The organism is Mycobacteroides sp. PCS013, assembly GCF_049532645.1.
In the GTDB taxonomy this organism is placed as follows: domain Bacteria; phylum Actinomycetota; class Actinomycetes; order Mycobacteriales; family Mycobacteriaceae; genus Mycobacterium; species Mycobacterium gwanakae.
On the sequence record NZ_CP150131.1, the window covers coordinates 2113203 to 2138330 of the forward strand.

The window sequence follows — 25128 nt, forward strand, 5'->3', positions numbered from 1 at the left end:
TACCGCCGACCAGACTTCCCGGCACACCTAGCGACCTACTTTATAAGATCTTTACACCTGCCGCTGTCTCATCGGGTGAGCAGCGCAAAGCTTTCGATGTGGTGCGTCAGCGGGAAAGCATCGAACAGCCGCAACTCACGCACCTGATATCCACGCTCCAGGTACAAGCCCACATCGCGGGCGAATGCCGCTGCCTCACAACCGATATGGATAACCCTGGGTATGCCCGCCTCAGCAATTCGCCCGATGACGTCACGGCCGGCGCCCGCCCGGGGCGGGTCCAGCACCGCGACATCGGCCTTACCCAGGTCACGCAGGGCGTGGCGTACCGATCCGCAGATCATGCTGACCTGTCGCAGATCTCCCAAGGCGTTCTTGGCGCTGCGGAATGCCGGCCGGGAGGTGTCGACGCTGACCACACGCCCCTTGGTTCCCACTGCTTCGCCCAGTGCCGCGGCGAAAACCCCGACGCCACCGTACAAATCCCAAGCGCTCATGCCCGGTTCAAGCTCGGCCCATTCCGAGACCAGCTGGCTGTAGGTGTTCGCCGCGTCGCGGTGCGCCTGCCAGAAAGCCGTCACCGGCACCAACCAGTGCCGGTCCCCCACTTTCTGAACCGCGACGTCTTCACCCTCGACCACCGAACGTGCACGCAGAACATGCCGGCGCCCCTGATCGTCCATCACCGCGTGCAGCGGCCCCTCCGCACCGAGAGCCGGTTCGTCGAGCCCGTCGAGCAACCCCGGCACAACCTGGGCACAGCGCAGGTCGGTCACCAGCTCGTCGCTGTGATACCGGTGAAAACCGGGCTGGCCCAGGGCATTCACATCCAACCGCACCCGAGTCCGCCACCCGGTGGAATCTCCATCTCCCAGCTGTTCGGCCACGCCTTGCCACTCGTACTTGCCCAGGCGCGCCAGCTGCTGGCTCACCACATCGCCCTTGAGTTCACGCAGATACGCCGGGTCGACGAAAGACAAGTCACAGCAACCAGATTCGCCACTACCGTGCGCGATGGGACATATCGGGTCGATGCGGTGCGGTGACGGGTCGAGGACCTCAATGGCGGCGCCATGCCAGAAGCTGGCTTGCCGATCATCGGTGATCTGGACACGTACCCGCTCGCCCGGTAACGCGTATCTGACGAAGATGACGCGCCCGTCGTGCCGGGCCACCACGCTGCCCCCGTTAGCAGGCCCGCCGGTCTGGACTTCGAGAATTTCGCCGATTGCCATCTAGGAGTCGAACCCTCGCCGCGAGTCGCCGGGTGCGGACTGCCTGTCGAGTTCGCGGCGACGTTCGGACGAGTCAAGCTGCCACGGAACGGATGTCACCATGACATTGGGGACGAACAGCAAGCGGCCCTTGAGTCGCAGCGCACTTTGGTTATGCAGCACCTGCTCCCACCAGTGTCCCACCACATACTCGGGAATGAAGATGCAGACAACCGTGCGCGGCGCTTCCTTGCTGATGCGCTTGACGTAGTCCAGGATCGGCCGGGTGATTTCGCGGTACGGGGACGCGATCACTTTCAGCGGGGTGCTGATATCGCTTGTCTCCCAATCCCTGACAAGCTCCCGGGTATCTCGGTCATCGACGCTGACGGTGACCGCTTCCAGTGCGTCGGGACGAGTGGCCCGCGCGTAGGCCAGGGCGCGCAGCGTCGGCTGATGCACCTTGGAGACGAGGACGACGGCATGGGTGCGGCTGGGCAGCACCACCTCACCCTCGTGATTGTCCAGCTCGCGCGCCACCGTGTTGTAGTGCTTGTGGATCATCTTCATGAGCACGAACAGCAGACCCATCGCCAGGATGGCGATCCATGCTCCGGCAAGGAATTTGGTGACCAGGACAACCAGCAGTACCGCCCCGGTCATGATGAAACCGATGGTGTTGATGATGCGCGAGCGGATCATCTTGCCGCGCACCGCCGGGTCGGTCTCGGTCTTGAGCAACCGGGTCCAGTGCCGCACCATGCCAATTTGGCTGAGCGTGAAGGACACGAAGACACCGACGATGTAGAGCTGGATGAGGGCGGTCACCTCGGCCTTGAACGCCACCACGAACAGGATGGCGACGGCCGACAAGAAGATGATGCCGTTGGAGAACGCCAACCGGTCACCGCGCGTGTGCAGCTGGCGCGGCAGGTAACGGTCCTGCGCCAGAATCGATCCGAGCACCGGGAAACCGTTGAATGCGGTGTTGGCGGCCAGCACCAAGATGAGCGCCGTCACCACGGTGATGAACAAGAAGCCGATCCGGAAGTCACCGAACACCGCCTCGGCCAGCTGGGCGACCAGGGTCTTCTGATGGTAGTTGGCGGGCGCACCCACCAATTGCGTGGCGGGGTCCTCGGCGATCTTGGCTCCGGTGCGCTCGGCCAGCAGGATGATGCCCATAAACAGGGTGATGGCGATGCCGCCGAGGAGCAACAGCGTCGTGGCCGCGTTGCGTGACTTGGGTTTCCGGAAGGCGGGCACGCCATTGCTGATCGCTTCCACACCCGTCAATGCCGCGCAACCCGACGAGAAAGCCCGCGCGACAAGGAAGACCAGCGCGAAGCCCAGGATGCCGCTGCCTTCGCCATGCATCTCAAAGGAGGCCGACTCCGCCTTTAGCGGGGTGCCGAGTACGTAAATCTGGAACAGCCCCCAGCCCAACATGAGGTACATGCTGACCATGAAGGCGTACGTGGGAATCGCGAACGCGGCGCCTGATTCGCGGACTCCGCGCAGATTCATCGACATCAGGATCACGATGGCGACCACCGCGAAAGTGACCTTGTGCTGCGCGACAAGCGGAATGGCCGAACCGATGTTCGACATCGCCGAGGACATGGAAACGGCAACGGTCAACACGTAATCCACCAGTAGGGCGCTGCCGACTGTCAGGCCCGCGGTAGGCCCGAGATTGGTGGTGACCACCTCATAGTCACCACCACCGGACGGGTAGGCGTGCACGTTCTGCCGGTAACTCGCCACCACCACCATCATGACGGCGGCGACCGCGAGCCCGATCCACGGCGTCATCGCATAGGCGGACATCCCCGCGACCGACAGCACCAGGAAGATTTCCTCGGGCGCGTACGCCACCGAGGACAGCGCGTCGGAGGCGAAAACCGGTAGCGCGATGCGCTTCGGCAGCAGGGTATGGCCAAGGCTGTCGCTACGAAACGGTCGGCCGATTACCAGGCGCCGAGCCGCCGTCGACAGCTTGGAAAGCGTAGACACGAACGCCAACATTAGGCCACGCGAGCAATCGCGGTACGGTCTCACTTGACATCGCTGTGTCGGGTGCCGTGACGCGGCGTTCAGTATTGCGACTGGTGCTAAGACGAACGCCTACCCAGAAAGGTCTTCCGGTGCGAGTAGTGGTGATGGGCTGCGGGCGCGTAGGCGCCGCGCTGGCCGGAGGCCTGGCCAGAATCGGCCACGAGGTGGCGATCATCGACAAGGAAGCCTCCGCATTCAACCGGCTCAGCCCCGAATTCACCGGCGAACGCATCGTCGGCATGGGTTTTGATCGCGACGTTCTATTACGGGCAGGGATCGAGCGGGCACAGGCCTTCGCCGCGGTCTCCTCCGGTGACAACTCGAACATCATCTCGGCCCGGGCGGCCCGTGAGACCTTCGGTGTCGAGCGTGTGGTGGCCCGTATCTACGACGCCAAGCGTGCCGCCGTCTACGAGCGGCTGGGCATCCCCACCGTCGCCACCGTGCCGTGGACGACCGATCGTCTGCTGCACGCCCTCACCAGGGAAAGCGACACCACCAAGTGGCGTGATCCGTCCGGTTCGGTCGTGGTCACCGAACTAGCTCTGCACGAAGAATGGATCGGTAAGCGCATCACGGCGCTGGAGACTGCCACCGGTGCGCGCGCGGCCTTCATCATCCGGTTTGGCACGGGCCTGCTTCCCGACGCCAAGACGGTCATCCAGGACAGCGACGAGGTATACGTCTCTGCGGTGTCGGGACGGGCCGCCGAGGCGATGGCGATCGCGGCGCAGCCACCGGGCGAAGATGCCGACGACGACCACGGGGGTGCCCGATGAAGGTCGCTATCGGAGGCGCAGGGGCCGTCGGGCGCTCGATAGCGCGTGAGCTCATCGAGAGCCGGCATGAGGTCACCCTGCTGGAACGTAACCCCGAGCACATCGACCCCGAGGCGGTACCCGAGGCACATTGGCGGCTCGGTGACGCCTGCGAGATCAGCCTGCTGGAAGCCGAAGAGCTGCACACCTTTGATGTGGTCATCGCCGCGACCGGTGACGACAAGGCCAATCTGGTGCTGAGCCTGCTCGCCAAGACCGAGTTCGCGGTACCGCGCGTCGTGGCCCGCGTGAACGATCCACGCAACGAGTGGCTCTTCGACGATGCCTGGGGCGTCGATGTCGCGGTGTCCACCCCGCGCATGCTGGCCTCCCTGGTCGAGGAGGCCGTCGCCGTGGGTGACGTGGTGCGCCTCATGGAGTTCCGGCGCGGACAGGCCAATCTGGTGGAGATCACCCTCCCCGATGACACCCCGTGGGCCGGTAAGCCGGTGCGAAAACTGGAACTCCCCCGCGACGCGGTCCTGGTCGCGATTCTGCGCGGGTCACGGGTCATTCCGGTACAGCCCGACGAGCCCCTCGAAGGCGGCGATGAGCTGATCCTAGTCGCCACCGCGGATATCGAGGACGAGCTCCACCGCGTCGTACTCGGTTAGGGACTGCTCGGGGATTCGTCGAGCGCGTTGTCGGTGTGACGGCGCACATAACGGATCACAAGCAGCGTGATCAATGCGCCGACGGCCGTCAGAGGCCAGCCCATCGCGATCTTGGTGCCGCCCAGCCAGGCCGTGTTACCCGCCAGGTACAGCCACTGCTGCACCACAAATCGGGTGGCGAACAACACGATCCAGGACACAGTGGCGATATCGAAGGCCATCACGATCCGCCGGTTGGCGCGCCACGACATGTCGCTGCCGGTCGCCCAGCTGTACGCATAGCCGACGATCGGTCGGCGAATGATGACCGACACCAGAAAGACGGTGCCCCAGAAGAAGTTGGCCCAGATCCCAATGAGGAAGTAGCCCTTTGCTTCTCCGAGCAGGTAGGCGATCAGCGCGCTGATACCAACGCTGATGAACCCGGAGAACGCCGGTTGCAGTGACTCGCGCCGGATCAGGCGCCAGATCAGGATCAGGGTGGCCGCGACTAGGGCCGAGACGATCGCGGGCATCAGCGAGGAGACGCTGACCGCGACAACGAAAACGATGACCGGAATCGACGAGTAGACGATTCCCTGCCAACCCCCGGCCTGATGCCACATTTCGTGCAGCGGCGAGCTTCCCGGCTCCTCGGGCTTGGTCCCGGGCACGCTGATCCTCAGATGCGGGCCCTCGTGCGCGTCGGAATCAGCCGAGCCTTCCTCAGGCTCGTGCGATGGGGTCTCCGGCACTTAGCGCTGAATCTCGTAGTACGGGTTGTGAATCACCTTGCCGCCGTTCTCGAGCTTGCCGAGCCGGCCCCGCACCAGCAGGGTGCGGCCCGACTCGATACCCGGAATGCGGCGCTGGCCCAGCCAGACCAGCGTCACGGTGTCGGTGCCGTCGAACAGCTCGGCCTTTACGCCGGCCACGCAGCCCTTGGAGTTGGTTTCCACCGTGCGCAACGTCCCACACATGGTGACCTCTTGGCCACGCTGACAATCGATGACGCGCTGAGCACCGGTGGCGGCGGCGTCGTCACCGATTTTCTCGGCGTCTACTTGCTCCAGGTCCTCTGTCAGCCGACGAGTTAGTCGACGCAGATAACCGCCTGTGGTAGCCACTTCTCGTCCTGGCCTCTCAACATGCCCGATCGTGTGATCGCTCGTGGAGCCGCTTTGGCGCAAGCAGCTCATCGGTGCAACCGCCACGGTAGACCTTTGCACGCCCCGATGCCAGGCGGCCCCCGGGGTGTCCCGCACACCGGGCAAGATCAGGTGCGTGACGCCCATCAACGGTATTGCCGCACGCGGCCTATCCCCCGAACTTGAGGGCCACACGGCGGTTCTCATGCCCGGCACCGGCTCCGACGACGACTTCATCACCCGGGCGTTCGGCCCCGCGCTCAGCGATGCGGGTGCTGCCCTGATCGCGGTACGTCCGGAGCCGAATGACCTGGTCAACGGCTACCTGCGGGTACTTGATCGGGCAGCCCGCAAAGGCCCGATCGTTGTCGGCGGGATGTCCATCGGCACCGCCGTGGCCCTGACGTGGGCGTTGCAGAACCCGGGGGCCACGGTGGCGGTGCTGGCGGCGATGCCCGCGTGGACGGGCAAGCCGGAAAACTCGCCTGCTTCGGTGTCCGCCAGGGTCACCTCGGAATCGCTGCGCGCCGACGGGTTGGCGGCGGTGACAGCCGCAATGCAGGCCAGCAGCCCCGCCTGGCTGGGCGCTGAGCTCGCCCGTTCATGGGCCGCCCAGTGGCCCGGCCTGCCCAACGCCATGGATGCGGTGTCGGGCTTTGTGAACCCGACTGCCGACGACATCCGCGGATTGGCCGTGCCGCTGGCGGTGGCGGCGGCCACCGATGATCCGATACATCCCCTCGCGGTCGGCCAGGACTGGGCCTCCTGGGCACCGCGCGGCGCACTGCGCACGTTCACCCTCGATCAGCTGGGCGCGGACCCGTCCCGCCTGGGGCAGGCCTGCGTCGGTGCGCTGAGCGATATTTGAGTCAGAGTCCTCGTGCCGACGGGTCGGCCGTGGCCTCGATCTTGAGCACCAGGCCGTCGCGCACCGTCAAGGTGACGACCGCGAAGAGTCTGCGCTGCATGAAGGCCAGCAGAACTGGTTGCCCGAACGGCCCACCCACCAGGGTGGCGCCATGACCCAGGTACATGAGCAGATTCGTGGCGACATCGGTGCGTCCGTGGTTGACCTGCGGCGCCGGTGCGGGGTCTCCGATGATGGTGCCGACCCCCCAGACGCTGGAATCCAGCACCCCCATCAGTCCGGACAGATCGCCGTTGGCGCAGGCGGTCACGAACTTTTCGATCAGTTCCCGGTGCTCGGCACGGGTGACATCACCTGATCCGGGCGCGCCGGGCAAGCTGACGGCACGTGCCCACCGGGCGGCCCACCGTGGACGCGATCTCCTCGAACGGGACTCCGAATACGTCATGCAAGACGAACGCGACCCGCTCGCCGGGACTGAGCGCTCGTAATACCTCCCAGAGGGCGCCTCGTACCTCGTCGTCCAGAGTGACCCTGTCGACCGGATCTGCGGTCACCGAAAAATACAGCGGTGCACCGGATTCCACTATCGATGTGATGCCTGTCTGCTCGCGGCGCATACGTGCCGAACGCAGCTGGTCCAGGCACAACCGACCGGTCACCACCGATAACCACGCGCGCGGCTCGTCGATCTGCGTCTCATCCGCGCGGGCCAGCCGCACGAACGCCTCCTGGACGCAGTCCTCGGCATCGCCGATGTCTCCGAGCATCTGATAGGCGAGATTCACCAGGTAGGGGTAATGCTCGCGCCAGGCCGCAGCCACCAGCGCGTCGTGCGTCGACGAGGAACTCATGTCACTACGACGATTCCGTGGCCCCGAAAGTTACCGATCCCGCCAGTAACTTTCCGCGCTTGCGTCCCGTCGTACTCATGTGGCCGCTTTGGCCGAAACATGCAGAGCCATCCGAACCTCCCGAATTGGAGTATCCGACATGACAATTCTCGTCACCGGCGCAACAGGCAATGTGGGGCGCCCCCTGGTGGACCTACTGGCAAGGGCTGGCGCCGAGGTGCGCGCGGTCACCCGCCACCCCGAGCACGCGGATTTCTCGCCGCAGGTGAAATCCATCGAGTCGGCGCGCGCCGGTATCAGCGGTGCCACCGCCGTCTTCCTGAATTCCCGGGCACTTGGGGAAGATCTCGCCGATTTTGTGGATCAGGCTGTACGCGAGGGAGTTACCCGCCTGGTTGCCCTCTCGGCGATCAACTGCGACGACGACTTCTCCCGGCAACCGTCACGGTTCCGTGGCGACCGAAACAAGGAGGTGGAGCAGTACGCCATCGACTCCGGAGTGGAGTGGGTGAGCTTGCGCCCAACCATTTTTGCGTCGAATTTTCTTGGGATGTGGGCGGGCCAGCTCGCAGCGGGCAACGTGGTGCGCGGGCCGCATGCGTCCGCCTCAAGTGCCCCGATCGCGGACCGCGACATCTCCGAGATCGCGGCCCACGCGCTGCTCACGGACGACCTCGTCGGGCAGCGCATTTCGCTGACCGGTCCGCAGGCATTCACCAACACCGACCTCGTCGCGTTACTCGGGGATGTTCTGCATCGGCCGTTGGAGTACCTACAGGTTTCCGACGATCTCGTGCGTCAGCACTTCACGGGTCTGGGGTTTGCGACCGAGTTCGCCGACGCGTATTTGGCGATGCAGGCCGCCACGGTCACGGTGCCGGCGGTGGTCACGCAGGAGGTGAACCGGATACTCGGGCGTCCCGCAGAGACCTTCGCGGCCTGGGCCGACAGATTCCGGGCCGAGTTCACGCACACCGAGTCCGCACCGCGGAACCGGTGACAACCATGACCAGCATCCCGCCGCGGTGGCTCAAACCGATGAACAAGGTGGTGCGGGCATTTCACCGCATCGGCATCCCGACCGGCCCGGCGATGGTGCTGACCGTGCCCGGCCGCACGACGGGCCGTCCCCGTCCCACACCCATCACACCGTTCGAGATGGACGGTCACCTCTACGCGGTCGGGGGCTATCCGGGCTCGGATTGGCCGCGTAATGCCGCTGCGGCCGGCTCAGGAACCCTCACCCGGCGACACCGTGTCCAGCACGTCAGGATCATCAGCGTGCCGACCGAGACAGCGCGGCGTGCGCTGCGGGTATTCGCCGTAAAGGTTCCCGTGGGCGTGCGGTTCGCGAAAAACGCCGGACTGGTGCGCCACGGAACTCCGGATGAGTTCGAGGCGCTGGCCGGAACGCTGTCGGTGTTCCGGTTCGATCCCGACTAGCCGCCGGTGATCGTGGACCGCAGCTGCTGCATGGCAGATCCCGAGACGCTGCGGCGGGCCGCCGGCGTTGGATCGTCTTGCGGTGCGGGCTCCTGAGCGCCGGACTCGGCTTCAGCCTGAGCCATCGCCTGTGCCTGCGCCGCCTGCAGCTGCTCCAGCATCGGTTCGGGCAGCGCGACCGGCAGCGGGGTCCGCACGGGGTACGGGCTGTCATCGCGACGGACGACGGTATCGGCCACCGCGTCGCGGGCCTCCTGCGCCAGTGCGTCGAAGGTCTCGGCGGGACCCTGCAGCACGCAGCGGATCATCCACCGGTATCCGTCGACGCCGATGAAGCGCACGGAGCCTCCTTCGGCGACTCCGACGACCTCACGGCCCCACGGACCGTCCGCGATGGAGACCTCGGCGGCCTCCTTGCGGAGCGATTCAGCCAACTCGCCCGCGATCTCGCGCCACAGGCCAGCGGATTTCGGTGCGGCGTACGCGGCCACCGAATAGCGCCCGTTGGGCGTGAGCACGAAAACCGCGCCGGGAGTGCCCGCGGCGGTCAGTTCGACCTGAATCTGGCCGGCCTCGGGCACCGGGATGAGTACCGAACCCAGGTCCAGGCGTCCGACTCCGGCGTCCTCAGGGCTGTCGAAATCCTCGATCTCGTATGGGCCGTCCAACGATTCGTCCGACCCCGAAGAGGCGTCGGCTGAATCGTCCAGGTCGTTGAGACCACCACTGCGGTGTAATGCCATCACAAACTCGCATGTCCGCCGCTGGACCCGTGCCCACCCGTGCCGCGGGTGGTCACCGCCAGACCGGCCTCGTCAAAAGAATCCACTTCAACCAGCTCCGGTAACTCGACCTGCTGAACCAGCAACTGGGCGATCCGGTCGCCACGGGCAATGACGATCGGGGCCTCGGGGTCCAGGTTGATCAGGCTGAGCTTCACCTCGCCACGGTACCCGGCGTCGATTGTGCCGGGGCTGTTAACGATCGAAAGACCCACGCGCGCAGCCAGACCCGAGCGGGGGTGCACCAACCCGACCATCCCCGATGGGATAGCCACGGCGATACCGGTACCCACCAGCGCCCGGCGGCCGGGTTCGATCACCAGGTCTTCGGCGCTATAGAGATCTACTCCCGCATCATCGGCATGCGCGCGGGAGGGCAGAGGCAGTTCGCGGTCCAGGCGAACGATGGCCAATCTCGTAGGTGTGGGCACGATCGCCCAGACTACCCTTGGCCGCGTGACGGACTCCCCCAGCGACGCGCCACCCATCCGCTACTCCGAGCGGCTCTGGGTTCCATGGTGGTGGGCGCTGCCCGGCTTCGGCGCGGCAACGCTGCTCGCGCTGGAGATCAACCAGAGCATGCGGCAGCTGCCCAACTGGGTGCCGTACCCAATCCTGTTCGCAATTGTCGCGGGAGTCCTGTTGTGGTTCAGCAGGATCCGCGTAGAGGTGACGACCGGCACGGACGGCGCACCAGAGTTGCGCGCGGGCTCGGCCCACTTACCGGTCAGCGTCATCGCCAAGTCGGCGGCTATCCCGGCCAGCGCGAAAAGTGCGGCGCTCGGCCGCCAACTCGATCCCGCGGCCTTTGTCGTGCACCGCGCATGGATCGGCCCGCTGGTTTTGGTGGTGCTCGACGATGCCGACGATCCCACCCCCTACTGGCTGGTGAGCAGCCGCCACCCCGATCGGGTACTGGCGGCCCTGCGGAGCTAGTACGCGGCTGGGCCGCGACTAGCGCCGAACCTCAGGCCGCGCAGTCGGTGCAGATCAGCTGGCCGTTCTTCTCACTGGCCAGCCGGCTGCGGTGGTGCACCAGGAAGCAGCTCGAACACGTGAACTCGTCGGCCTGCTTCGGGATGACCCGAACCGAAAGTTCCTCGCCGGACAGGTCGGCACCTGGTAGCTCGAACGATTCGGCGGTTTCCGCCTCATCGACATCGACCACCGCCGACTGTGCTTCGTTACGACGAGCCTTGAGCTCCTCTAACGAGTCCTCTGACACATCGTCGGCGTCGGATCGCCTCGGAGCGTCGTAGTCGGTAGCCATGCGTCCATCCCCTTATCAACATCTCGTCATCAAGCTTCTGCATAGGCGCAGCAAGGCTTTGTACCAGGCTGAAACGGACATCACAAACTATTAGTGCCCGGATCTCGTCGGTTCCTTGTGTGATTTGCATCACATGGTAGTGGACGCCCAGTCTATTTCGTCGTCTGTCGCCGGGAAGTCCGCTGGCCTAGAGTGCCATCCGTGGTCGCAGACATCACCGAGGGCACCTCGGTAGACAAGTACGGGCGCCCGTTCCGCCGCCGGAACTATTTGCCAGCCCTATGCGTGGGGATAGCGCTCCTGGTCGTCACCGTGTTCGTCTGGGCCTCGGCGCTCACCCGGGAGGCGCCGGTCAAAGAGGCGACGGCATGTAACCCGCCCGCCCAGCAGACCGAACCCGGATCCGGAACCATCGGTAAGCCGGTGTCGCGGTCCTCGCTGTCAGGAACCAGCCCCGCCATGCTCAACGACGTCAAGGCGCGTGTCCTCAACGCCAACGGCCAGGCCGGTCAGGCCGGGGACGTATCCGCCACGCTGCGCGACCTGGGATTCCCCTCACTGACCGCCGACAACGACCCGTTCTACCCCAGCGGATCCCGCCTGAACTGCGTCGGGCAGATCCGCTTCGGGGAGTCCGGGTACGCCAACGCGCTGACGCTCTCGCTGGTCGCGCCCTGTGTGGAGTTCATCGAAGACAACCGATCCGACAATTCGGTGGATCTCGCCCTTGGCAGTGAGTTCACCGAGCTTGCCTCAGGCAATGCGGTCACCTCGGCGCTCAACAGCCTCAAATCCGGTAACCAGGCCAACTCTGATTTCATCCTCAAGGCCCGGCAGAGCACCTGTTAGCCGGGAATCGGCGTCATCGCGCCGATATCGGTGAGGAGATGACCGAACTCCTCGGCGATTCCGGGGGCCGCGGCCGAGATGAGCGCGCCGTCGGCGCTCACCGCATCCTTGCCCGGCAACACCAGTACGGCACCGGCCTCGCGTGCGATGAGGGCGCCTCCCGCCCAGTCCCACGGCCCCAGCCCATGTTCGTATTGGGCATCGACGCGCCCCTCGGCCACCGCACACAGATCCAGTGCTGCCGACCCGATCCGCCGCACGTCACGCACCTTGGGCAACACCTGCGCGACCAGCTGCGCCTGACGTTCCCGCCGCACCGCCGAATAGGCGAAGCCCGTGGCCACCAGCGCAAGCCGCGTCTCCCGGATCGGATTGCACTCCAACGGCCACTGCAGGCCATTGGCCTCACGCACGGTGGCACCGTGGCCTGACGCCGCCGAGAAGACGCGATCGGCCGCGATATCGGCCACCGCAGCCGCCACCGTCACTCCGTCGACCTGTGCGGCCACCGACACGGCGTAGGCAGGAATGCCGTAAACGAAGTTCACCGTGCCGTCGATCGGATCGATCACCCAGCGCACGTGCCCCGCGCCAGCCTCCGGCGACGAACCGCCGGTCTCGCCGTCCTCTTCCCCCAGGATGGAGTCATCGGGGCGCAACGCCGATAGCCGGCGACGCACCAGCCGTTCGCAGTCGGTGTCCACCAGGGTCACCGGATCGGTGTCGGAGGTCTTGGTCCGTACGGACGTCGCCCAATCGGCGCTTCCACGACGATGCCGCACGAATTCGGCGGCCTCCGAGGCCAGCCGTACCGCCACCGAACGCAGCGCTCCCGCTTCGATTCCCACGCGTCTATCGCAGCACAGGCGCGAGCAACACGCGCGGCGTCCCCCGGGGCATTAGGGTGTCACTCGCATTCCGTGCATTCCGGCTGTGTTCGCGGCCCGCTCCGCGAACCAGGCAGACCCAGAACCAAGGAGCGCCGATGACCGCCACCGAATCCGGACTGGCCGCACCCGCGACGGGGGCCGGCACGTCCGAGCAGCGCGGTTTCGGAATCGACGTCGGCGGCAGCGGTATCAAAGGCGCGATCGTGGACCTGACAACCGGCGAGATGATCGGCGAGCGGGTGAAGTACCCGACTCCTCAGCCCGCCACGCCGAAGGCTGTCGCCGAGACCATCGCCACAGTCGTGCGTGATTTCTCGTGGACCGGACCCGTCGGTGTGACCTACCCGGGTGTGATCGTGCATGGTGAGGCACGTACCGCCGCGAACGTCGACAAATCGTGGCTGGGCGTCAACGTCCACGACATCATCAGCGCCGAATTGGGTGGCCAAACCGTTGCCGTGCTCAATGACGCCGATGCCGCCGGGCTCGCCGAGGATCGGTACGGCGCGGGCAAGGATCAGTCGGGCGTCGTCGTGCTCTTGACGTTCGGAACCGGGATCGGATCCGCGGTCCTGCACAATGGAGTCCTGTTGCCCAACACCGAGTTCGGACACATCGAGGTCGGCGGCATGGAGGCCGAGCATCGTGCCGCGTCGTCGGTCAAGGAAAAGAACGACTGGAGCTACAAGCAGTGGGCGCCCGAGGTCACCAAGGTCTTGGAGGCGGTGGAGAACGCACTGTGGCCCGACCTGTTCATCGTGGGTGGGGGTATTAGCCGCAAGGCCGACAAATGGGTGCCGCTGCTGACCAATCGCACCCCGGTGGTGGCGGCTGCTCTGCAGAACACGGCGGGAATCGTCGGCGCGGCGATGGCCGCACACGCTGGCGTTTCACCTTAGCTTTTTCACAGGTTCTGCGGTGTTGTCGTTACAATGGCAGACAGCGATGTAACACCTAGCCGCACGCGGGTCCCCCACGTTCGCGGCGAACATCAAGCAGACAGCCGAATTCTCGATTTTGCATGCCCATGCTCGTCGACGAAGCAGCCAGGAAAGGGCGTCAGTGGCAGCCACGAAAGCAGCAGCTCCGGAAACCGAAGCGGCCAAGAAGGCACCGGTGAAGGCTGCCGTCAAGGCACCGGCCAAGAAGGCACCGGCCAAGAAGGCGCCCGCTAAGGCTGCGACCAAGGCCCCCGCCAAGAAGGCCGCGCCCGCGAAGAAGGCCCCCGCCAAGAAGGCGCCGGCCAAGAAGGCCGCGGCCAAGGCAGTCGATCCCTCCCTCGAACCGCAGGGCAGCCCCGAGGACGCCGACATCGAGCCTGGCGAGGATCTGGACCCCGACCTCGCCGACGACGTGGACATCGAGGCCGACCTCGCCGAGGTTGCCGCCGATCCCGATCCCGAGCCCGAGGCTGAGGCCGAAGGTGACGAGCCCTCCGAGAAGGACAAGGCCTCAGGCGATTTCGTCTGGGACGAGGAAGAGTCCGAGGCGCTGCGCCAGGCCCGTAAGGACGCCGAGCTCACCGCTTCCGCGGACTCGGTGCGCGCCTACCTCAAGCAGATCGGCAAGGTGGCCCTGCTCAACGCCGAAGAGGAAGTTGAGCTGGCCAAGCGGATCGAGGCAGGCCTTTACGCGACTCAGATCGTCACCGAGCTGGCCGAAAAGGGCGAGAAGCTTCCGGCCGCACAGCGCCGTGACATGTCCTGGATCTGCCGTGACGGCGATCGCGCCAAGAACCATCTGCTGGAGGCCAACCTGCGTCTGGTGGTCTCGCTGGCCAAGCGCTACACCGGCCGCGGCATGGCGTTCCTGGACCTCATCCAGGAAGGCAACCTGGGTCTGATCCGCGCGGTCGAGAAGTTCGACTACACAAAGGGTTACAAGTTCTCGACGTACGCGACCTGGTGGATCCGTCAGGCCATCACCCGCGCGATGGCCGACCAGGCCCGCACCATCCGTATCCCGGTGCACATGGTCGAGGTCATCAATAAGCTCGGCCGCATCCAGCGTGAGCTGCTGCAGGACCTGGGCCGCGAGCCCACGCCCGAAGAGCTGGCCAAGGAAATGGACATCACGCCGGAGAAGGTGCTGGAGATCCAGCAGTACGCGCGTGAGCCCATCTCGCTGGACCAGACCATCGGCGACGAGGGTGACTCGCAGCTCGGCGACTTCATCGAGGATTCCGAAGCCGTGGTCGCGGTGGACGCGGTGTCCTTCACCCTGCTGCAGGATCAGCTGCAGTCGGTACTGGAGACGCTTTCCGAGCGTGAGGCCGGCGTGGTGCGTCTGCGGTTCGGTCTGACCGACGGCCAGCCGCGCACGCTCGACGAGATCGGGCAGGTGTACGGGGTGACCCGTGAGCGCATCCGGCAGATCGAGTCCAAGACCATGTCGAAGCTGCGCCATCCGAGCCGTTCACAGGTGCTGCGCGACTACCTGGACTAAGCCTTTTCCGCTCCGCGCGGGGACAAGACCTGCGGGTATCACAGCGGGTTGACAGGACAGGCACAGGTTTCGATCACGGTAAGAACAACCGGCGAATTCGAAACCTGTCACCTCTACTGTCGAAACTCCTGCTAGACGCACAAATACCCGCCAGGAGCACCTCCCGTGATCAAACTTCTCATCTTTACCCTTGTGGGTCTTGGCGCCCAGATCGTCGACGGGACGCTCGGGATGGCGTTCGGGGTCACGGCCACGACCCTGCTGGTATTCACCGGGGTCGGTGCTGCCCATGCGAGCGCCGCCGTACATTTCGCGGAGGTCGCCACCACCCTCGCCTCGGGTGTTTCCCACTGGCGATTCGGCAATGTCGACAAGCGAGTCCTGTTGCGGCTGGGCGTACCCGGTGGCATCGGCGCGTTCCTCGGTGCGACCGTGCTGTCACGGTTGTCCACGGAATCCGCGGCCCCGATCACGGCGGGGATTCTGCTGGCCATCGGCGTCTACCTCATCTACCGATTCAGCACCAACCCGCCGCGTGGAAACTACGCGCCGACAACGCCGTTCTCGGCGAGGTTCCTGGCCCCGCTGGGCCTGTTCGGCGGATTTATCGACGCCTCCGGTGGCGGCGGCTGGGGGCCCATCACCACAAGCACCTTGCTCACTAGCGGAAAGGCCGCACCTCGCACGGTGATCGGCTCGGTGAGCGCATCGGAATTCATCGTTGCCGTCTCGGCGAGCATCGGCTTCCTGTTCGGCCTCGGCTCTGAATTCTTCAACAACCTGATCGTGATCGCCGGGCTGGCCCTGGGCGGTGTGATCGCCGCGCCCATCGCGGCCTGGCTCGTCTCGCGCGTCAACTCGGTGGTGCTCGGCACCGCGGTCGGCGGCATCCTGGTGCTCACCAACGCCCGCACCCTACTGCGGTACTTCGATACTCCGGACTCGGTACGTACGCCCATCTACCTGGCGATCGTCATCGCCTGGGTGGCACTGGTCGCGTACACATGGCGCAAGGCCACACTGACCCCCGCCGAAGCCTCGGGAGATCTCAGCGAGATCGCAGCGAGCGCCGAACCCCAAGGGGCGCTGGCAGACACGCCCGGCGAGGACATCGCTCCCGCACCGAAGTAGCACAGCCGACAGCCAGGCCTGCACAGATCGAAGCGCGAATGGAGTAGCCCGCTACGCATGCCGAGCGGCCCCGCTCAGCCACAGCATGGTGCCACCCCGGTGACAGTCATCGGGCTGGAATCGAAGGACACACCATGACCGCAACACTCGAGAAGGAAGTGACCGCGCCGGCTCCCCTGGACGGCGAGGTCGCCGACCGGCGCAGCAAATTTCGCAAGCTGACCGCCGAGACCGCCAAGGACCCATATGCAGAACGGGCGTTCCTGGCATCGAAGCTGGCTGTGCTGCAATCACATCCGAAGCTTTCGGCGGCCACCCGCCGCGAGGCCGAGGAAACACTGGCCGAGGCTGCCGGGGTGGCGGACATCGCCGAACTGGCCGCGGGGATAACTCCGCCCCCGGGCGGTGTCGGCTACGGCATGTTCTACACGAACAGCTTTCGCACCCGCTTCGCCCGCGGTACCTCGTTCTACTACGAGATCGTCTGCCCACACCAGCCCGGCGGGAACGTGGCCGACTACCTGTATCTGACCGCCACCAACCGGGCACAAAAGGGTGTCGAGGCGTTCGTCTCCTATCACGCGCAGGACATCGCCCGCTTCAAGGTGTTCGACTGGGCACGCTCGGATCACTGGCAGACCGACATTCCGTTCGCGAACCTGACGGCATACCTGCGCAGCACCTCGTCGCACGGCTGGGGTCTACAGACCCTGCTCGTCTGGAATCAATCGTTCGAAATCGCACCGAACCGGTGGCGCAACGAGGTGCTGCTGCACAACCGTGCGGCAAACCGCTGGGATCTGGTGTACCGCTTCGACTATCAATCCACGACCGCCGAACAGACCTCCGGATGGGTGGGCAGCTGGGGACCGATCGTCGAGACGTTCCAGAACAGCTACACCAACACCCGCTGGCTCGGATTCCTCAACACGATGCTGGTGGGCCGCGATGCCGCCGGAACCTGGGGCCAATGGGCGCTGCTGCGCGCGGCCGACTCGACGATTCGCAATGACGGACATGGATTCTCGCCACTGTTCCTGGACCCGAATTACTCTTTCGTGGTCAAGAGTTGATCGAGCAGGAGCAGCCGATCATGAGTGATAACGGATCGCCTCCCCCGACCGGTACCGGCCCCATCGCCGACCGTCGGCAGGAGTTCGAAGAACTCAGCCGCCGGCACCGGGAGAGGGTGGATGAGCGCGCGTTCATCGAGCACAAGATCGAGATCGTCACGAGCGATCCCGATCTCAGCGCCGAGGAAAAGGCTGCCGCGATCGCGGAGCTGCGGCGCGCGCTGGAATGACGGTCGCGACACCCCACGGCGCGGACCCACCGGCGGCGACAACCTGTCGGTGGGTCCGGCCATACTGGGCAGCGTGAGCACTGTCGGCCATTGCTTCTTCGACACCGCCATTGGCGCCTGCGCCATCGCGTGGAGCGACAACGGCATCGTCGCGTTACAGCTGCCCGAGCACGACGATGCGGCCACCCTGGCCAGGATCCGGCGTCCACCGGGAAGCGAACTGGCGCCGCCGCCCTTCGTGGCCGAAGCGATCGACGGCCTGAAGCGTGTCCTTGCCGGTGAGGACGACGATCTGCAATGGGTTCAACTGGACCTTGACGGCATCACCGATTTCGATCGCGAGGTCTACGCGGTGACAAGGGCCATCGGCCCCGGCTCGACCCGCAGCTACGGTGAGGTGGCAGCAGCCGTCGGTGCACCGGGCGCAGCGCAGGCCGTCGGACAGTCATTGGGCCGCAATCCGATTCCGCTACTGGTCCCCTGCCACCGCGTGCTGGCCGCCGATCACAGCCTGCATGGCTTCTCCGCCTACGGCGGTGTCGTCACCAAGCGAGAACTGCTCAGACTCGAGCACACCCCGGGTTTCGACGACCCGACACTGTTCTGACGCGAAAGCCACCCTGCGGGTCTACGCTCTAGCGCATCAAGCTCCAGCCAAACGCATCGGGAGACCTCATGACCGGTTTGTATGTAGCTGCACTTCTCATCGGTATCGCCGCGGGCCTGCGCGCGATGACGCCACTTGCCGTACTGAGCTGGGCAGCATTCGCCAAATGTCTTCTGGTGGAGGGTACCTGGGCATCATTCTTGGCAAGCCTGATCGTCGCCGTCATCGCCACGGTGCTGGCCGTCGGCGAGATCGTCAACGACAAGCTACCCAAGACGCCGAGCCGCAAGGCGCCGCCCGCGTTCGCGGCACGGGTGGTGCTGGGCGCCTTCTACGGGGCGGTGTTCGGCACCCTGGCGGGCGGCACCTCTCCCGGGCTCATCATCGGTCTGGTGCTCGGCGTCATTGGTGCGGTGCTCGGCACCCTCGGCGGCGCCTGGGCTCGGGGCAAGCTGGCCGAGTCCTTCGGTAAAGACCTGCCCGCCGCCCTGACCGAGGATGCGATCACGGTTGCGGCGGCCGTGGCGATCACCCTGGTGCTTGCCACGTGAGTACACATTTTGACGCCGTCGTCGTGGGCGCCGGCCAGGCCGGCCCGTCCTTGGCCGCCCGCTTACGCGGCGCGGGGATGACGGTCGCGATCGTGGAACGCCACCTGTTCGGAGGCACCTGCGTGAACACCGGCTGTCGTCCCACCAAGGCGCTCGTCGCCAGCGCACATGCCGCCCATATGGCACGTGATGCCGCGCGGTGGGGCGTCGTCGTCGACGGCACGGTGAGCATGGACATGGCCCGGGTGCGCGAACGCAAGGATTCGGTGATCCTGCCGTCCCGTAATGGCGGTGAGAAGTGGCTCAAGGACCTGGGCTGCACGGTCTATCACGAGCACGCACGCTTCATCTCCCCCACCGAGCTCGCCGTCGGCGACGAAATCGTCTCCGCCGACAAGGTGTTTCTGAATGTCGGCGGGCGGGCGGTCGTGCCGGACTGGCCCGGTGTCGACAATGTGCCGCTGTTGACCAACAGCTCACTCATCGAATACGACGGCATCCCCGAACATCTCGTCGTCATCGGCGGCAGCTATGTCGGGCTGGAATTCGCGCAGATCTATCGCCGGTTCGGCAGCCAGGTCACCGTGGTGCATCGCGGACCACGGCTCGTCGAACGCGAAGATCCCGACGCCTCGGCGATCATCCAAGAAGTCCTGGAACGTGAAGGAATCTCCTTCCGGCTCAACGCCTCCTGCATCAGCCTGTCCCGCACAGACGACGGAGTCGGGGTCGGTGTCGACTGCACACAGGGTGCGCCCGAAGTGCACGGCTCTCACGTACTTGTCGCGGTTGGGCGCCGGCCCAACACCGATGACTTGGGCCTGGAGAACGCCGGCGTGGCCACCGACGACCGTGGATACATCACGGTCGACGACCAGCTGCGCACCAACGTGCCGGGCATCTGGGCCCTGGGCGACTGTAACGGCCGTGGGGCGTTCACACACACCTCATACAACGACTTCGAGATCGTGGCCGCGAATCTGCTCGACGACGATCCGCGACGAGTCACCGACCGGCTGCCCTGCTATGCCCTGTACACCGATCCGCCGCTGGGCCGCGTCGGCATGACCGAGACGCAGGCGCGCGCTTCGGGACGCTCCGTGCTGGTCGGGCGCAAGCCGATGAGTCAGGTTGGACGGGCCCTAGAAAAGGGCGAAACCGATGGCTATATGCAGGTTTTGGTCGACGCCGACACCGATCTCATCCTGGGCGCAACCATCCTCGGGGTGGGCGGCGACGAGGTGGTGCACTGCCTGCTCGACACCATGCAATACGGGGTACCCGCGCGACAACTTCAGCGCACCGTGCACATCCATCCCACTGTGGCGGAGTTCTTGCCGACGATTCTGGGTGATCTCCAACCGCTCGCTTGATCTCAAGTGAACATGAGGCCATAGCGTGGCGTCATGAAGATTCGCGATGTACAGATCACCGCCACCGACGTAGCCTCGGCCGCACGTTTCTATGCCGAAACCCTGGAATTGCCGGTGCAACTCGACGAGAACCGCGCCACCGTCCGCATCGGGAGCAGCGCCCTGACGATGGTTCCGGGTAGGGCATATCACGGCGCGCATCACATCGCCTTCACAATCCCTGCGGGGAGTCTGCCTGCCGCCAAGGAGTGGCTCTCGGCGCGGGTCCCCTTACAGACCGACAACCAATGGCATGACGAATTCGACTGCGCGCCCCATTGGCAGGCCCGCAGCATCTACTTCGCCGGCCCCGACAACGCCGTCCTCGAACTCATCGAACGCAACATCCTGGACAACCGCATCGATCGTCCATTCGGTGTCGGCGATATCCGTTCACTCAGCGAGGTCGGCTTCGGGGTATCCGATGTGCTGGAGACTCAGCGGCTCCTGCGCGACAAACTGGGTCTGCTGCCGTTCGGTGAGCCCGCGCCGGGCTTCGGCCCGGTGGGCGATCATGACGGCCTGTTCATCCTGGTGCCCTCCGATGTCACGTGGCGCCCCGAGAATCGGCTCCCACCTGCCGCCGCGCCCACCGTGGTCACCGCAGATGTACCCACCGCGCTGGAGATCGGCGAGCATTATCTGATTCAACCGCTAGGAGCGTGAATCGCGCCAGGCCAGTGGGGCATCGAGTACCGAGAGGTCGTAATCGTTGTCGGCATCGATGCCCACGGTGAACAGCCTTGCACCCACCTCGGCATAGGCGTCGGCCTCTGCGGCCGTCAACCCGCGTGCGGGATCCAAACCCCAGCTGGTCGAGCGTTCGATTTCGTTGTGGTCACGCCCGATTCGTTCGGCCTCGGCGATCAGGATGTCGTTCTTTCGGCGGTAGGTGTCCACATCGGCGAACGCGTGCCAGATATGGGCGTGCCGGGCCACCAGCGGAATGGTGCGCTTCTCTCCCCCGCCACCTATCAAGATCGGGATGGGACGTACGGGCGACGGCAGCAACTGACCCAACCGGTTCTCGATGCGTTCCAGGCTCTCCTCGAACAGATCGAATCGAGAACCCGCCGTGCCGAACTCATATCCGTAGGTGGTGTAGTCCCTTTCGTACCAGCCGGCGCCGACCCCGAGAATCAGCCGGCCATCGCTGATGTGATCGACGGTGCGGGCCATATCGGCCAGCAGATCGGGATTGCGGTAGCCCACTCCCGTCACGAGCAGCCCGATCTCCGCCCGCGAGGTGACCTCTGCCCACGACCCCAGGGCGGTCCAGCCCTCGAAATTGTTGACGTCGGGCTGCACCTCGTCCAGCACCACTCCCTCGCTGCTGAGGGTGCCTGCGGGCCAATGGAAGTGGTCATAGCCGAAGATGACGTCCACTCCCTTGTCTTCGGCGCGCAGCACGGCGTCGCGCCACTGCTTGTAGTTCTGCGCCTTTGCGGGCCGCAGCTGAATTCCGATGCGTATGCGTCCGGTCACATCGCAGTGCAATTAATCGATCGCCGCCGGTATTCCCCGCCGCTTACGCTGCCGCCATGGAACGCGTGAACATTTCGTCAGGCGGCGAATGGGAAGCAGCGGTCGGCTACTCGCGCGCGGTCCGGGTCGGCTCGCACGTCGCCGTCGCCGGCACCACGGCGGCGCGTGAGGGCCAAGCGCCTGTCGGCGGTGACGACATCGCCGAACAGACCCGCGAGGCGCTGCGCCGAATCGAGTCGGCACTTAGCCAAGCGGGCGCCACCCTGGGCGATGTCATACGCACCCGCATCTTCGTCACCGATATCGGGCGGTGGCGTGAGGTCGGTTTGGCCCACGGCGAGTTTTTCGGCGATATCCGCCCGGCAGCCACCATGGTCGAGGTGTCAGCGCTCATCGATCCGGCGCTGCTGGTCGAGATCGAGGCCGATGCCATCACATTAAATTGGTCAGACCACTAGACCTCTTACCAATCGCGGTGCTACCGTGACGGCATGGCACTGCAGCCGATCGCCCGGCAGTCGATACCCGATGAGATATTCAGCCAGCTCGCGGCGCAGGTCCTCACCGGTGACCGCACCCCGGGTGACACGCTGCCCAGCGAGCGCGCCCTCGCCGAAGCCCTCGGGGTGTCTCGCACCGCGGTCCGCGAAGCGCTGGGCCGGTTGGAGCGCTCGGGCCTGATTCACATCCGTCAGGGCGGGTCCACGGTGATCCGGGATTACCGCAGCGACGCCGGATTCGACGTGCTGCCACTACTGCTCGCCTACGGCGGCGATGTGGATCGCCGCACACTGGCAAGCGTCATCGAGGCCCGGGCCATCATCGGCCCCCAGGTGGCGCGCCTGGCCGCTCAACGATCTCACCAGGATCCCGGTGTCGCAGATCGGCTGCGCGCAATGACCGCCGACCTGGAAGCGGAAAACGATCCGCTACAACGCATGTGGCAAGCGCTCGGGTTCTGGGAGCTAGTCATCGACACCGCCGACTCGATTGCCTTCCGGCTGGTGTTCAACACCATGCGCGACTCGTATGTGCGGGCGCTGGACGTGCTCGTCAACGTGATGGCCGCCGAAGTCGGCGACATCGGCCACTACCGCACGCTCGCCGATGCCATCGCCACGCAAGATGCAGACGCCGCGCAAGAGGCTGCCGTTGCCATGCTTGCCTTGGGCACCAAGGCATTTGACGAACTCCTGGAGCAACTCATGGACGAATCGGAGAACCAGAAATGACCCGTGCCGCACGTAAGTCGATGACTCTGCGCGATGCCCTTGTCGAATTCGTCAAGCACCCCACCCCATGGATGCTTGTCGTATGGGCCGCCGCTCTACTGGGCGCCCGACTCTCCGTCGGTGGCTGGACAATTGCCGATGCCATTACACCCGTTGTGCTGGTAGCGATCTCGCCCATCGCCGAGTGGCTGATCCACGTCGGGATCCTGCATTGGCGCCCGCGCTCGGTGGGTCCGGTGAAAATCGACTCGCGGCTCGCCCGTGATCACCGCCTGCATCATCAGGATCCGCGGGACATCCCGCTGGTGTTCATTCCCTGGCCGAGTCTGGTCGTGGTGATCATCGGATTGACTCTGGCCGCGCTCTTTGCGTTCCCGCGCACGGGACTTGGGCTCACCTTCGCACTCACGGTGGCGTTGTTCCTGGTGTTCTACGAGTGGACGCACTACCTCGTCCATACCGACTACAAACCGCGTCACGCGATCTATCGGGCGGTCTGGCGAAACCACCGGTACCACCACTTCAAGAATGAGAACTACTGGTTTACCGTCACCAGCTCGGGAACCGCCGATCGACTGCTCGGAACCTATCCTGATCCACAACAGGTGCAGTCTTCACCGACGGTACGAAATCTGCACGCGTCCAGCATTACTGGCTAGCTCCCGGCGTCCGGGCCGTAGCTGGCACCCGAGTAGCCGGTCTGTTGATGATCCGGGGCATCCGGGTGATTTCGCGGTCGGCTACCCGAATTGGTCACCACCAGGAATCCCAGCCCAACTACCAGCAGCACTGCCACCGTCGCTATGACGATGACAGCGGTCATCATGCCTCGGCCCGCTCCGGCCGTAATGCGAAGTAACGCAGCTTCTTTCCAAAGGCGATCTGAAGTTCCCGCCGCCCGCCGCGACGCACGAGCGCGATCCGGCGAAGACCCTCGGCAACCTCGCGATCCATCATCCAGTCGCGCAGACGCGGCAGCTCGTAGCTGTATGTGCGGAACTCTTTGGCGTCACACAGCACGCAGCACCGCATGGAGTGCAGGCGCGCGTACTGCTCGAATTCGTACTCCCAGTTGGGCAGTTCAGCGAGCCACGGCACCGCATTGGCGACATCGAAACGCCGCTTGCTGCGCAGCTGCACACCGGCGGTCAGCGCCGTGTACTCGTCGAAACCCGACGGGGCATTGCCGGCAAGCAGGTCCGACAGCACCGACAGTTGCCGACGCCGCAAGACCTCGCGGTTGTCAAGCATGAACAACACCGGCCTTGATCGCCTGGCGGACCACCGAAAGGTCAGCGCTCACGCTGGCTTCGTCGATCGACCCATCACGCTCGATCAGCACGCCCAGGCCGCGGCCCGAGGTGAGCACCACGAGCTCGGTGAGCAGATCCGCCACCGGATCGATGATGGTGTCGGAGTGGGTGTCCCAGTACAGGTCGCCCTCGAACCGGCCACCGGCGATGTGCACGTACGCGACACGCTCGATCGGGAAACGGCGCAGCATCGCAACAGGGTCGGTGCCCGAGGCCACCGCTGTCGCATACAGGTTGGGTACGTCGAGCACCAGCCAACAGCCGGTGCGCCGGGACAGTTCCCGCAGGTAGTCGGGCTCGCTCAGCTCGTTCTCGGGCCACTGCAAGGTGGTGGCCACATTCTCCAGCGCCAACGGCACACCGAGGTCGTCTTGCACTCGGGAAACGTTGTCCACCAACACATCCAAAGCCAATGTGGTGCGCGGCGGAGCCACCAGGTGCCCCGCCTCGAGCACCCCGTGCTGGCCCCCACTTTCGAAGCCTGCCCGCACGAACGCCACATGCTCGCTGACCATCGGAGCATTCAGTTCCGCGGCCAGGGCGGCCAGGTGCTTGACGCGCTTGGCGTCAGGCAGATCGGCTCCGGCAAGACCCAATGACACACCGTGCGGCACGACGATGGTGCCCGCCTCACGAAGGCGCATCAGTTCGAGAGGCAGCGCTCCCGGACGAAAGTTCTCGGCGACGATCTCGGTGAAGGCGAGGCTCAGAGCATCGTCCGTGACGGCACCCTGGTTGAACATCGCAGCAAGCTCTGGACGCCACGAGGCGCCAACCGCGGGCTCATCGGCCAGCACGGTCTTAAGCGGGTGATTTGAAGAGGCCACCGCGGTTACCCCCTTATCTCAAGACCGGCGAACTA

The 25128-nt window shown here is 65.2% G+C and carries 31 protein-coding genes and 1 pseudogene; 19 read left to right on the top strand and 13 right to left on the bottom strand.

The window, feature by feature from the left end; genetic code table 11:
* Window positions 1-68: 68 nt before the first annotated feature.
* Together RHO23_RS10285 and RHO23_RS10290 are read right to left on the bottom strand one after the other, a co-directional pair.
* Window positions 69-1235, bottom strand: coding sequence for a class I SAM-dependent RNA methyltransferase (locus RHO23_RS10285; RefSeq protein WP_423489034.1), 1167 nt, complete (start codon window positions 1233-1235; stop codon window positions 69-71).
* Window positions 1236-3230 (bottom strand): APC family permease, encoded by a 1995-nt coding sequence (locus RHO23_RS10290; protein ID WP_030093770.1) that lies wholly within the window; start codon window positions 3228-3230, stop codon window positions 1236-1238.
* A 131-nt stretch (window positions 3231-3361) separates the two neighbouring features.
* On the opposite strand from RHO23_RS10290, the gene RHO23_RS10295 reads away from it, so the two are divergent.
* Together RHO23_RS10295 and RHO23_RS10300 are read left to right on the top strand one after the other, a co-directional pair.
* Entirely contained in the window at window positions 3362-4051 is a 690-nt protein-coding gene (locus RHO23_RS10295; RefSeq protein WP_030093771.1) for a potassium channel family protein, read from the top strand.
* Window positions 4048-4704 (top strand): potassium channel family protein, encoded by a 657-nt coding sequence (locus RHO23_RS10300; RefSeq protein ID WP_030093772.1) that lies wholly within the window; start codon window positions 4048-4050, stop codon window positions 4702-4704. Before RHO23_RS10295 ends, RHO23_RS10300 begins: the two co-directional genes overlap by 4 nt.
* Here RHO23_RS10300 and RHO23_RS10305 read toward each other — a convergent pair.
* Both RHO23_RS10305 and RHO23_RS10310 read right to left on the bottom strand, forming a co-directional pair.
* Window positions 4701-5438, bottom strand: coding sequence for a DUF3159 domain-containing protein (locus RHO23_RS10305; RefSeq protein ID WP_423489035.1), 738 nt, complete (start codon window positions 5436-5438; stop codon window positions 4701-4703). The two genes, RHO23_RS10300 and RHO23_RS10305, sit on opposite strands and share 4 nt — an antisense overlap.
* Entirely contained in the window at window positions 5439-5810 is a 372-nt protein-coding gene (locus RHO23_RS10310) for an OB-fold nucleic acid binding domain-containing protein (protein ID WP_030093774.1), read from the bottom strand.
* A gap of 226 nt (window positions 5811-6036) precedes the next feature.
* Between RHO23_RS10310 and RHO23_RS10315 the strand changes: the two genes are divergently transcribed.
* Window positions 6037-6699, top strand: a complete 663-nt coding sequence (locus tag RHO23_RS10315) for an alpha/beta hydrolase (protein ID WP_423489206.1) — start codon at window positions 6037-6039, stop codon at window positions 6697-6699.
* A 1-nt stretch (window position 6700) separates the two neighbouring features.
* Here RHO23_RS10315 and sigI read toward each other — a convergent pair.
* A pseudogene (gene sigI / locus RHO23_RS10320) lies at window positions 6701-7553 on the bottom strand (RNA polymerase sigma factor SigI).
* A gap of 139 nt (window positions 7554-7692) precedes the next feature.
* Between sigI and RHO23_RS10325 the strand changes: the two are divergent.
* Window positions 7693-8553, top strand: a complete 861-nt coding sequence (locus RHO23_RS10325) for an SDR family oxidoreductase (protein WP_423489036.1) — start codon at window positions 7693-7695, stop codon at window positions 8551-8553.
* Between the two features lie 38 nt (window positions 8554-8591).
* Window positions 8592-8996 carry a nitroreductase/quinone reductase family protein gene (locus RHO23_RS10330; protein WP_081349599.1) on the top strand — a complete coding sequence of 135 codons (405 nt, stop codon included), beginning with the start codon at window positions 8592-8594 and terminating at the stop codon, window positions 8994-8996.
* On the opposite strand, the gene RHO23_RS10335 is transcribed toward RHO23_RS10330, so the two are convergent.
* Both RHO23_RS10335 and dut read right to left on the bottom strand, forming a co-directional pair.
* Window positions 8993-9739 (bottom strand): DUF3710 domain-containing protein, encoded by a 747-nt coding sequence (locus RHO23_RS10335; protein WP_030093779.1) that lies wholly within the window; start codon window positions 9737-9739, stop codon window positions 8993-8995. The two genes, RHO23_RS10330 and RHO23_RS10335, sit on opposite strands and share 4 nt — an antisense overlap.
* On the bottom strand, window positions 9739-10209 hold the full coding sequence (gene dut, locus RHO23_RS10340; protein ID WP_164514086.1) for a dUTP diphosphatase: 471 nt from the start codon (window positions 10207-10209) through the stop codon (window positions 9739-9741). The genes RHO23_RS10335 and dut overlap by 1 nt, the downstream gene beginning before the upstream one ends.
* On the opposite strand from dut, the gene RHO23_RS10345 reads away from it, so the two are divergent.
* A complete protein-coding gene (locus RHO23_RS10345; protein ID WP_081343335.1) occupies window positions 10202-10714 on the top strand; it encodes a DUF3093 domain-containing protein in 513 nt (170 codons plus the stop codon). The genes dut and RHO23_RS10345 overlap by 8 nt on opposite strands.
* 31 nt (window positions 10715-10745) lie before the next feature.
* Here RHO23_RS10345 and RHO23_RS10350 read toward each other — a convergent pair whose 3' ends face one another.
* Complete coding sequence (locus RHO23_RS10350) at window positions 10746-11048, bottom strand: DUF4193 domain-containing protein (protein WP_005057245.1); 303 nt, start codon at window positions 11046-11048, stop codon at window positions 10746-10748.
* A 201-nt stretch (window positions 11049-11249) separates the two neighbouring features.
* On the opposite strand from RHO23_RS10350, the gene cei reads away from it, so the two are divergent.
* On the top strand, window positions 11250-11897 hold the full coding sequence (cei, locus tag RHO23_RS10355; RefSeq protein WP_070943043.1) for an envelope integrity protein Cei: 648 nt from the start codon (window positions 11250-11252) through the stop codon (window positions 11895-11897).
* Here the strand turns inward: cei and RHO23_RS10360 are convergent.
* The gene (locus tag RHO23_RS10360; protein ID WP_423489207.1) at window positions 11894-12724 is read right to left on the bottom strand and encodes an inositol monophosphatase family protein; all 831 of its coding nucleotides are present in this window, start codon (window positions 12722-12724) and stop codon (window positions 11894-11896) included. The genes cei and RHO23_RS10360 overlap by 4 nt on opposite strands.
* Window positions 12725-12882: 158 nt before the next feature.
* Here RHO23_RS10360 and ppgK point away from each other — a divergent pair, with 158 nt between their 5' ends.
* The 9 genes from ppgK (at window position 12883) to RHO23_RS10405 (ending at window position 20902) form a co-directional block, all read left to right on the top strand.
* Window positions 12883-13686: a polyphosphate--glucose phosphotransferase gene (gene ppgK, locus RHO23_RS10365; protein ID WP_030093784.1), complete on the top strand. Its 804-nt coding sequence runs from the start codon at window positions 12883-12885 to the stop codon at window positions 13684-13686.
* A gap of 91 nt (window positions 13687-13777) precedes the next feature.
* Complete coding sequence (locus RHO23_RS10370; RefSeq protein WP_193601899.1) at window positions 13778-15232, top strand: RNA polymerase sigma factor; 1455 nt, start codon at window positions 13778-13780, stop codon at window positions 15230-15232.
* Between the two features lie 165 nt (window positions 15233-15397).
* Complete coding sequence (locus tag RHO23_RS10375; RefSeq protein ID WP_057966087.1) at window positions 15398-16363, top strand: sulfite exporter TauE/SafE family protein; 966 nt, start codon at window positions 15398-15400, stop codon at window positions 16361-16363.
* A gap of 134 nt (window positions 16364-16497) precedes the next feature.
* The gene (locus RHO23_RS10380) at window positions 16498-17436 is read left to right on the top strand and encodes a hypothetical protein (protein ID WP_030093787.1); all 939 of its coding nucleotides are present in this window, start codon (window positions 16498-16500) and stop codon (window positions 17434-17436) included.
* A 20-nt stretch (window positions 17437-17456) separates the two neighbouring features.
* Window positions 17457-17666 carry a hypothetical protein gene (locus RHO23_RS10385; RefSeq protein WP_423489037.1) on the top strand — a complete coding sequence of 70 codons (210 nt, stop codon included), beginning with the start codon at window positions 17457-17459 and terminating at the stop codon, window positions 17664-17666.
* A 49-nt stretch (window positions 17667-17715) separates the two neighbouring features.
* Window positions 17716-18273 (top strand): methylated-DNA--[protein]-cysteine S-methyltransferase, encoded by a 558-nt coding sequence (locus tag RHO23_RS10390; protein WP_070921581.1) that lies wholly within the window; start codon window positions 17716-17718, stop codon window positions 18271-18273.
* 68 nt (window positions 18274-18341) lie between these two features.
* Complete coding sequence (locus tag RHO23_RS10395) at window positions 18342-18824, top strand: DUF4126 domain-containing protein (RefSeq protein WP_217340296.1); 483 nt, start codon at window positions 18342-18344, stop codon at window positions 18822-18824.
* The gene (locus RHO23_RS10400; protein ID WP_423489038.1) at window positions 18821-20197 is read left to right on the top strand and encodes an FAD-containing oxidoreductase; all 1377 of its coding nucleotides are present in this window, start codon (window positions 18821-18823) and stop codon (window positions 20195-20197) included. The genes RHO23_RS10395 and RHO23_RS10400 overlap by 4 nt, the downstream gene beginning before the upstream one ends.
* A gap of 33 nt (window positions 20198-20230) precedes the next feature.
* Complete coding sequence (locus RHO23_RS10405) at window positions 20231-20902, top strand: VOC family protein (protein ID WP_423489039.1); 672 nt, start codon at window positions 20231-20233, stop codon at window positions 20900-20902.
* Here RHO23_RS10405 and RHO23_RS10410 read toward each other — a convergent pair.
* On the bottom strand, window positions 20891-21721 hold the full coding sequence (locus RHO23_RS10410) for an LLM class F420-dependent oxidoreductase (protein WP_046254056.1): 831 nt from the start codon (window positions 21719-21721) through the stop codon (window positions 20891-20893). The two genes, RHO23_RS10405 and RHO23_RS10410, sit on opposite strands and share 12 nt — an antisense overlap.
* Window positions 21722-21777: 56 nt before the next feature.
* On the opposite strand from RHO23_RS10410, the gene RHO23_RS10415 reads away from it, so the two are divergent.
* From RHO23_RS10415 to RHO23_RS10425, 3 genes are read left to right on the top strand one after another with little or no spacing between them, the layout of a single operon-like run.
* Window positions 21778-22179 (top strand): RidA family protein, encoded by a 402-nt coding sequence (locus RHO23_RS10415; RefSeq protein WP_030093794.1) that lies wholly within the window; start codon window positions 21778-21780, stop codon window positions 22177-22179.
* A gap of 33 nt (window positions 22180-22212) precedes the next feature.
* Window positions 22213-22953: a FadR/GntR family transcriptional regulator gene (locus tag RHO23_RS10420; protein ID WP_057966737.1), complete on the top strand. Its 741-nt coding sequence runs from the start codon at window positions 22213-22215 to the stop codon at window positions 22951-22953.
* Window positions 22950-23612, top strand: coding sequence for a sterol desaturase family protein (locus RHO23_RS10425; protein ID WP_057966738.1), 663 nt, complete (start codon window positions 22950-22952; stop codon window positions 23610-23612). The genes RHO23_RS10420 and RHO23_RS10425 overlap by 4 nt, the downstream gene beginning before the upstream one ends.
* Here RHO23_RS10425 and RHO23_RS10430 read toward each other — a convergent pair.
* From RHO23_RS10430 to RHO23_RS10440, 3 genes are read right to left on the bottom strand one after another with little or no spacing between them, the layout of a single operon-like run.
* Window positions 23609-23779: a hypothetical protein gene (locus tag RHO23_RS10430; RefSeq protein WP_157858390.1), complete on the bottom strand. Its 171-nt coding sequence runs from the start codon at window positions 23777-23779 to the stop codon at window positions 23609-23611. The two genes, RHO23_RS10425 and RHO23_RS10430, sit on opposite strands and share 4 nt — an antisense overlap.
* The gene (locus RHO23_RS10435; RefSeq protein WP_030093797.1) at window positions 23776-24204 is read right to left on the bottom strand and encodes a hypothetical protein; all 429 of its coding nucleotides are present in this window, start codon (window positions 24202-24204) and stop codon (window positions 23776-23778) included. The genes RHO23_RS10430 and RHO23_RS10435 overlap by 4 nt, the downstream gene beginning before the upstream one ends.
* Window positions 24197-25093 (bottom strand): DUF692 family multinuclear iron-containing protein, encoded by an 897-nt coding sequence (locus RHO23_RS10440; protein WP_064409084.1) that lies wholly within the window; start codon window positions 25091-25093, stop codon window positions 24197-24199. The genes RHO23_RS10435 and RHO23_RS10440 overlap by 8 nt, the downstream gene beginning before the upstream one ends.
* Between the last annotated feature and the right edge of the window lie 35 nt (window positions 25094-25128).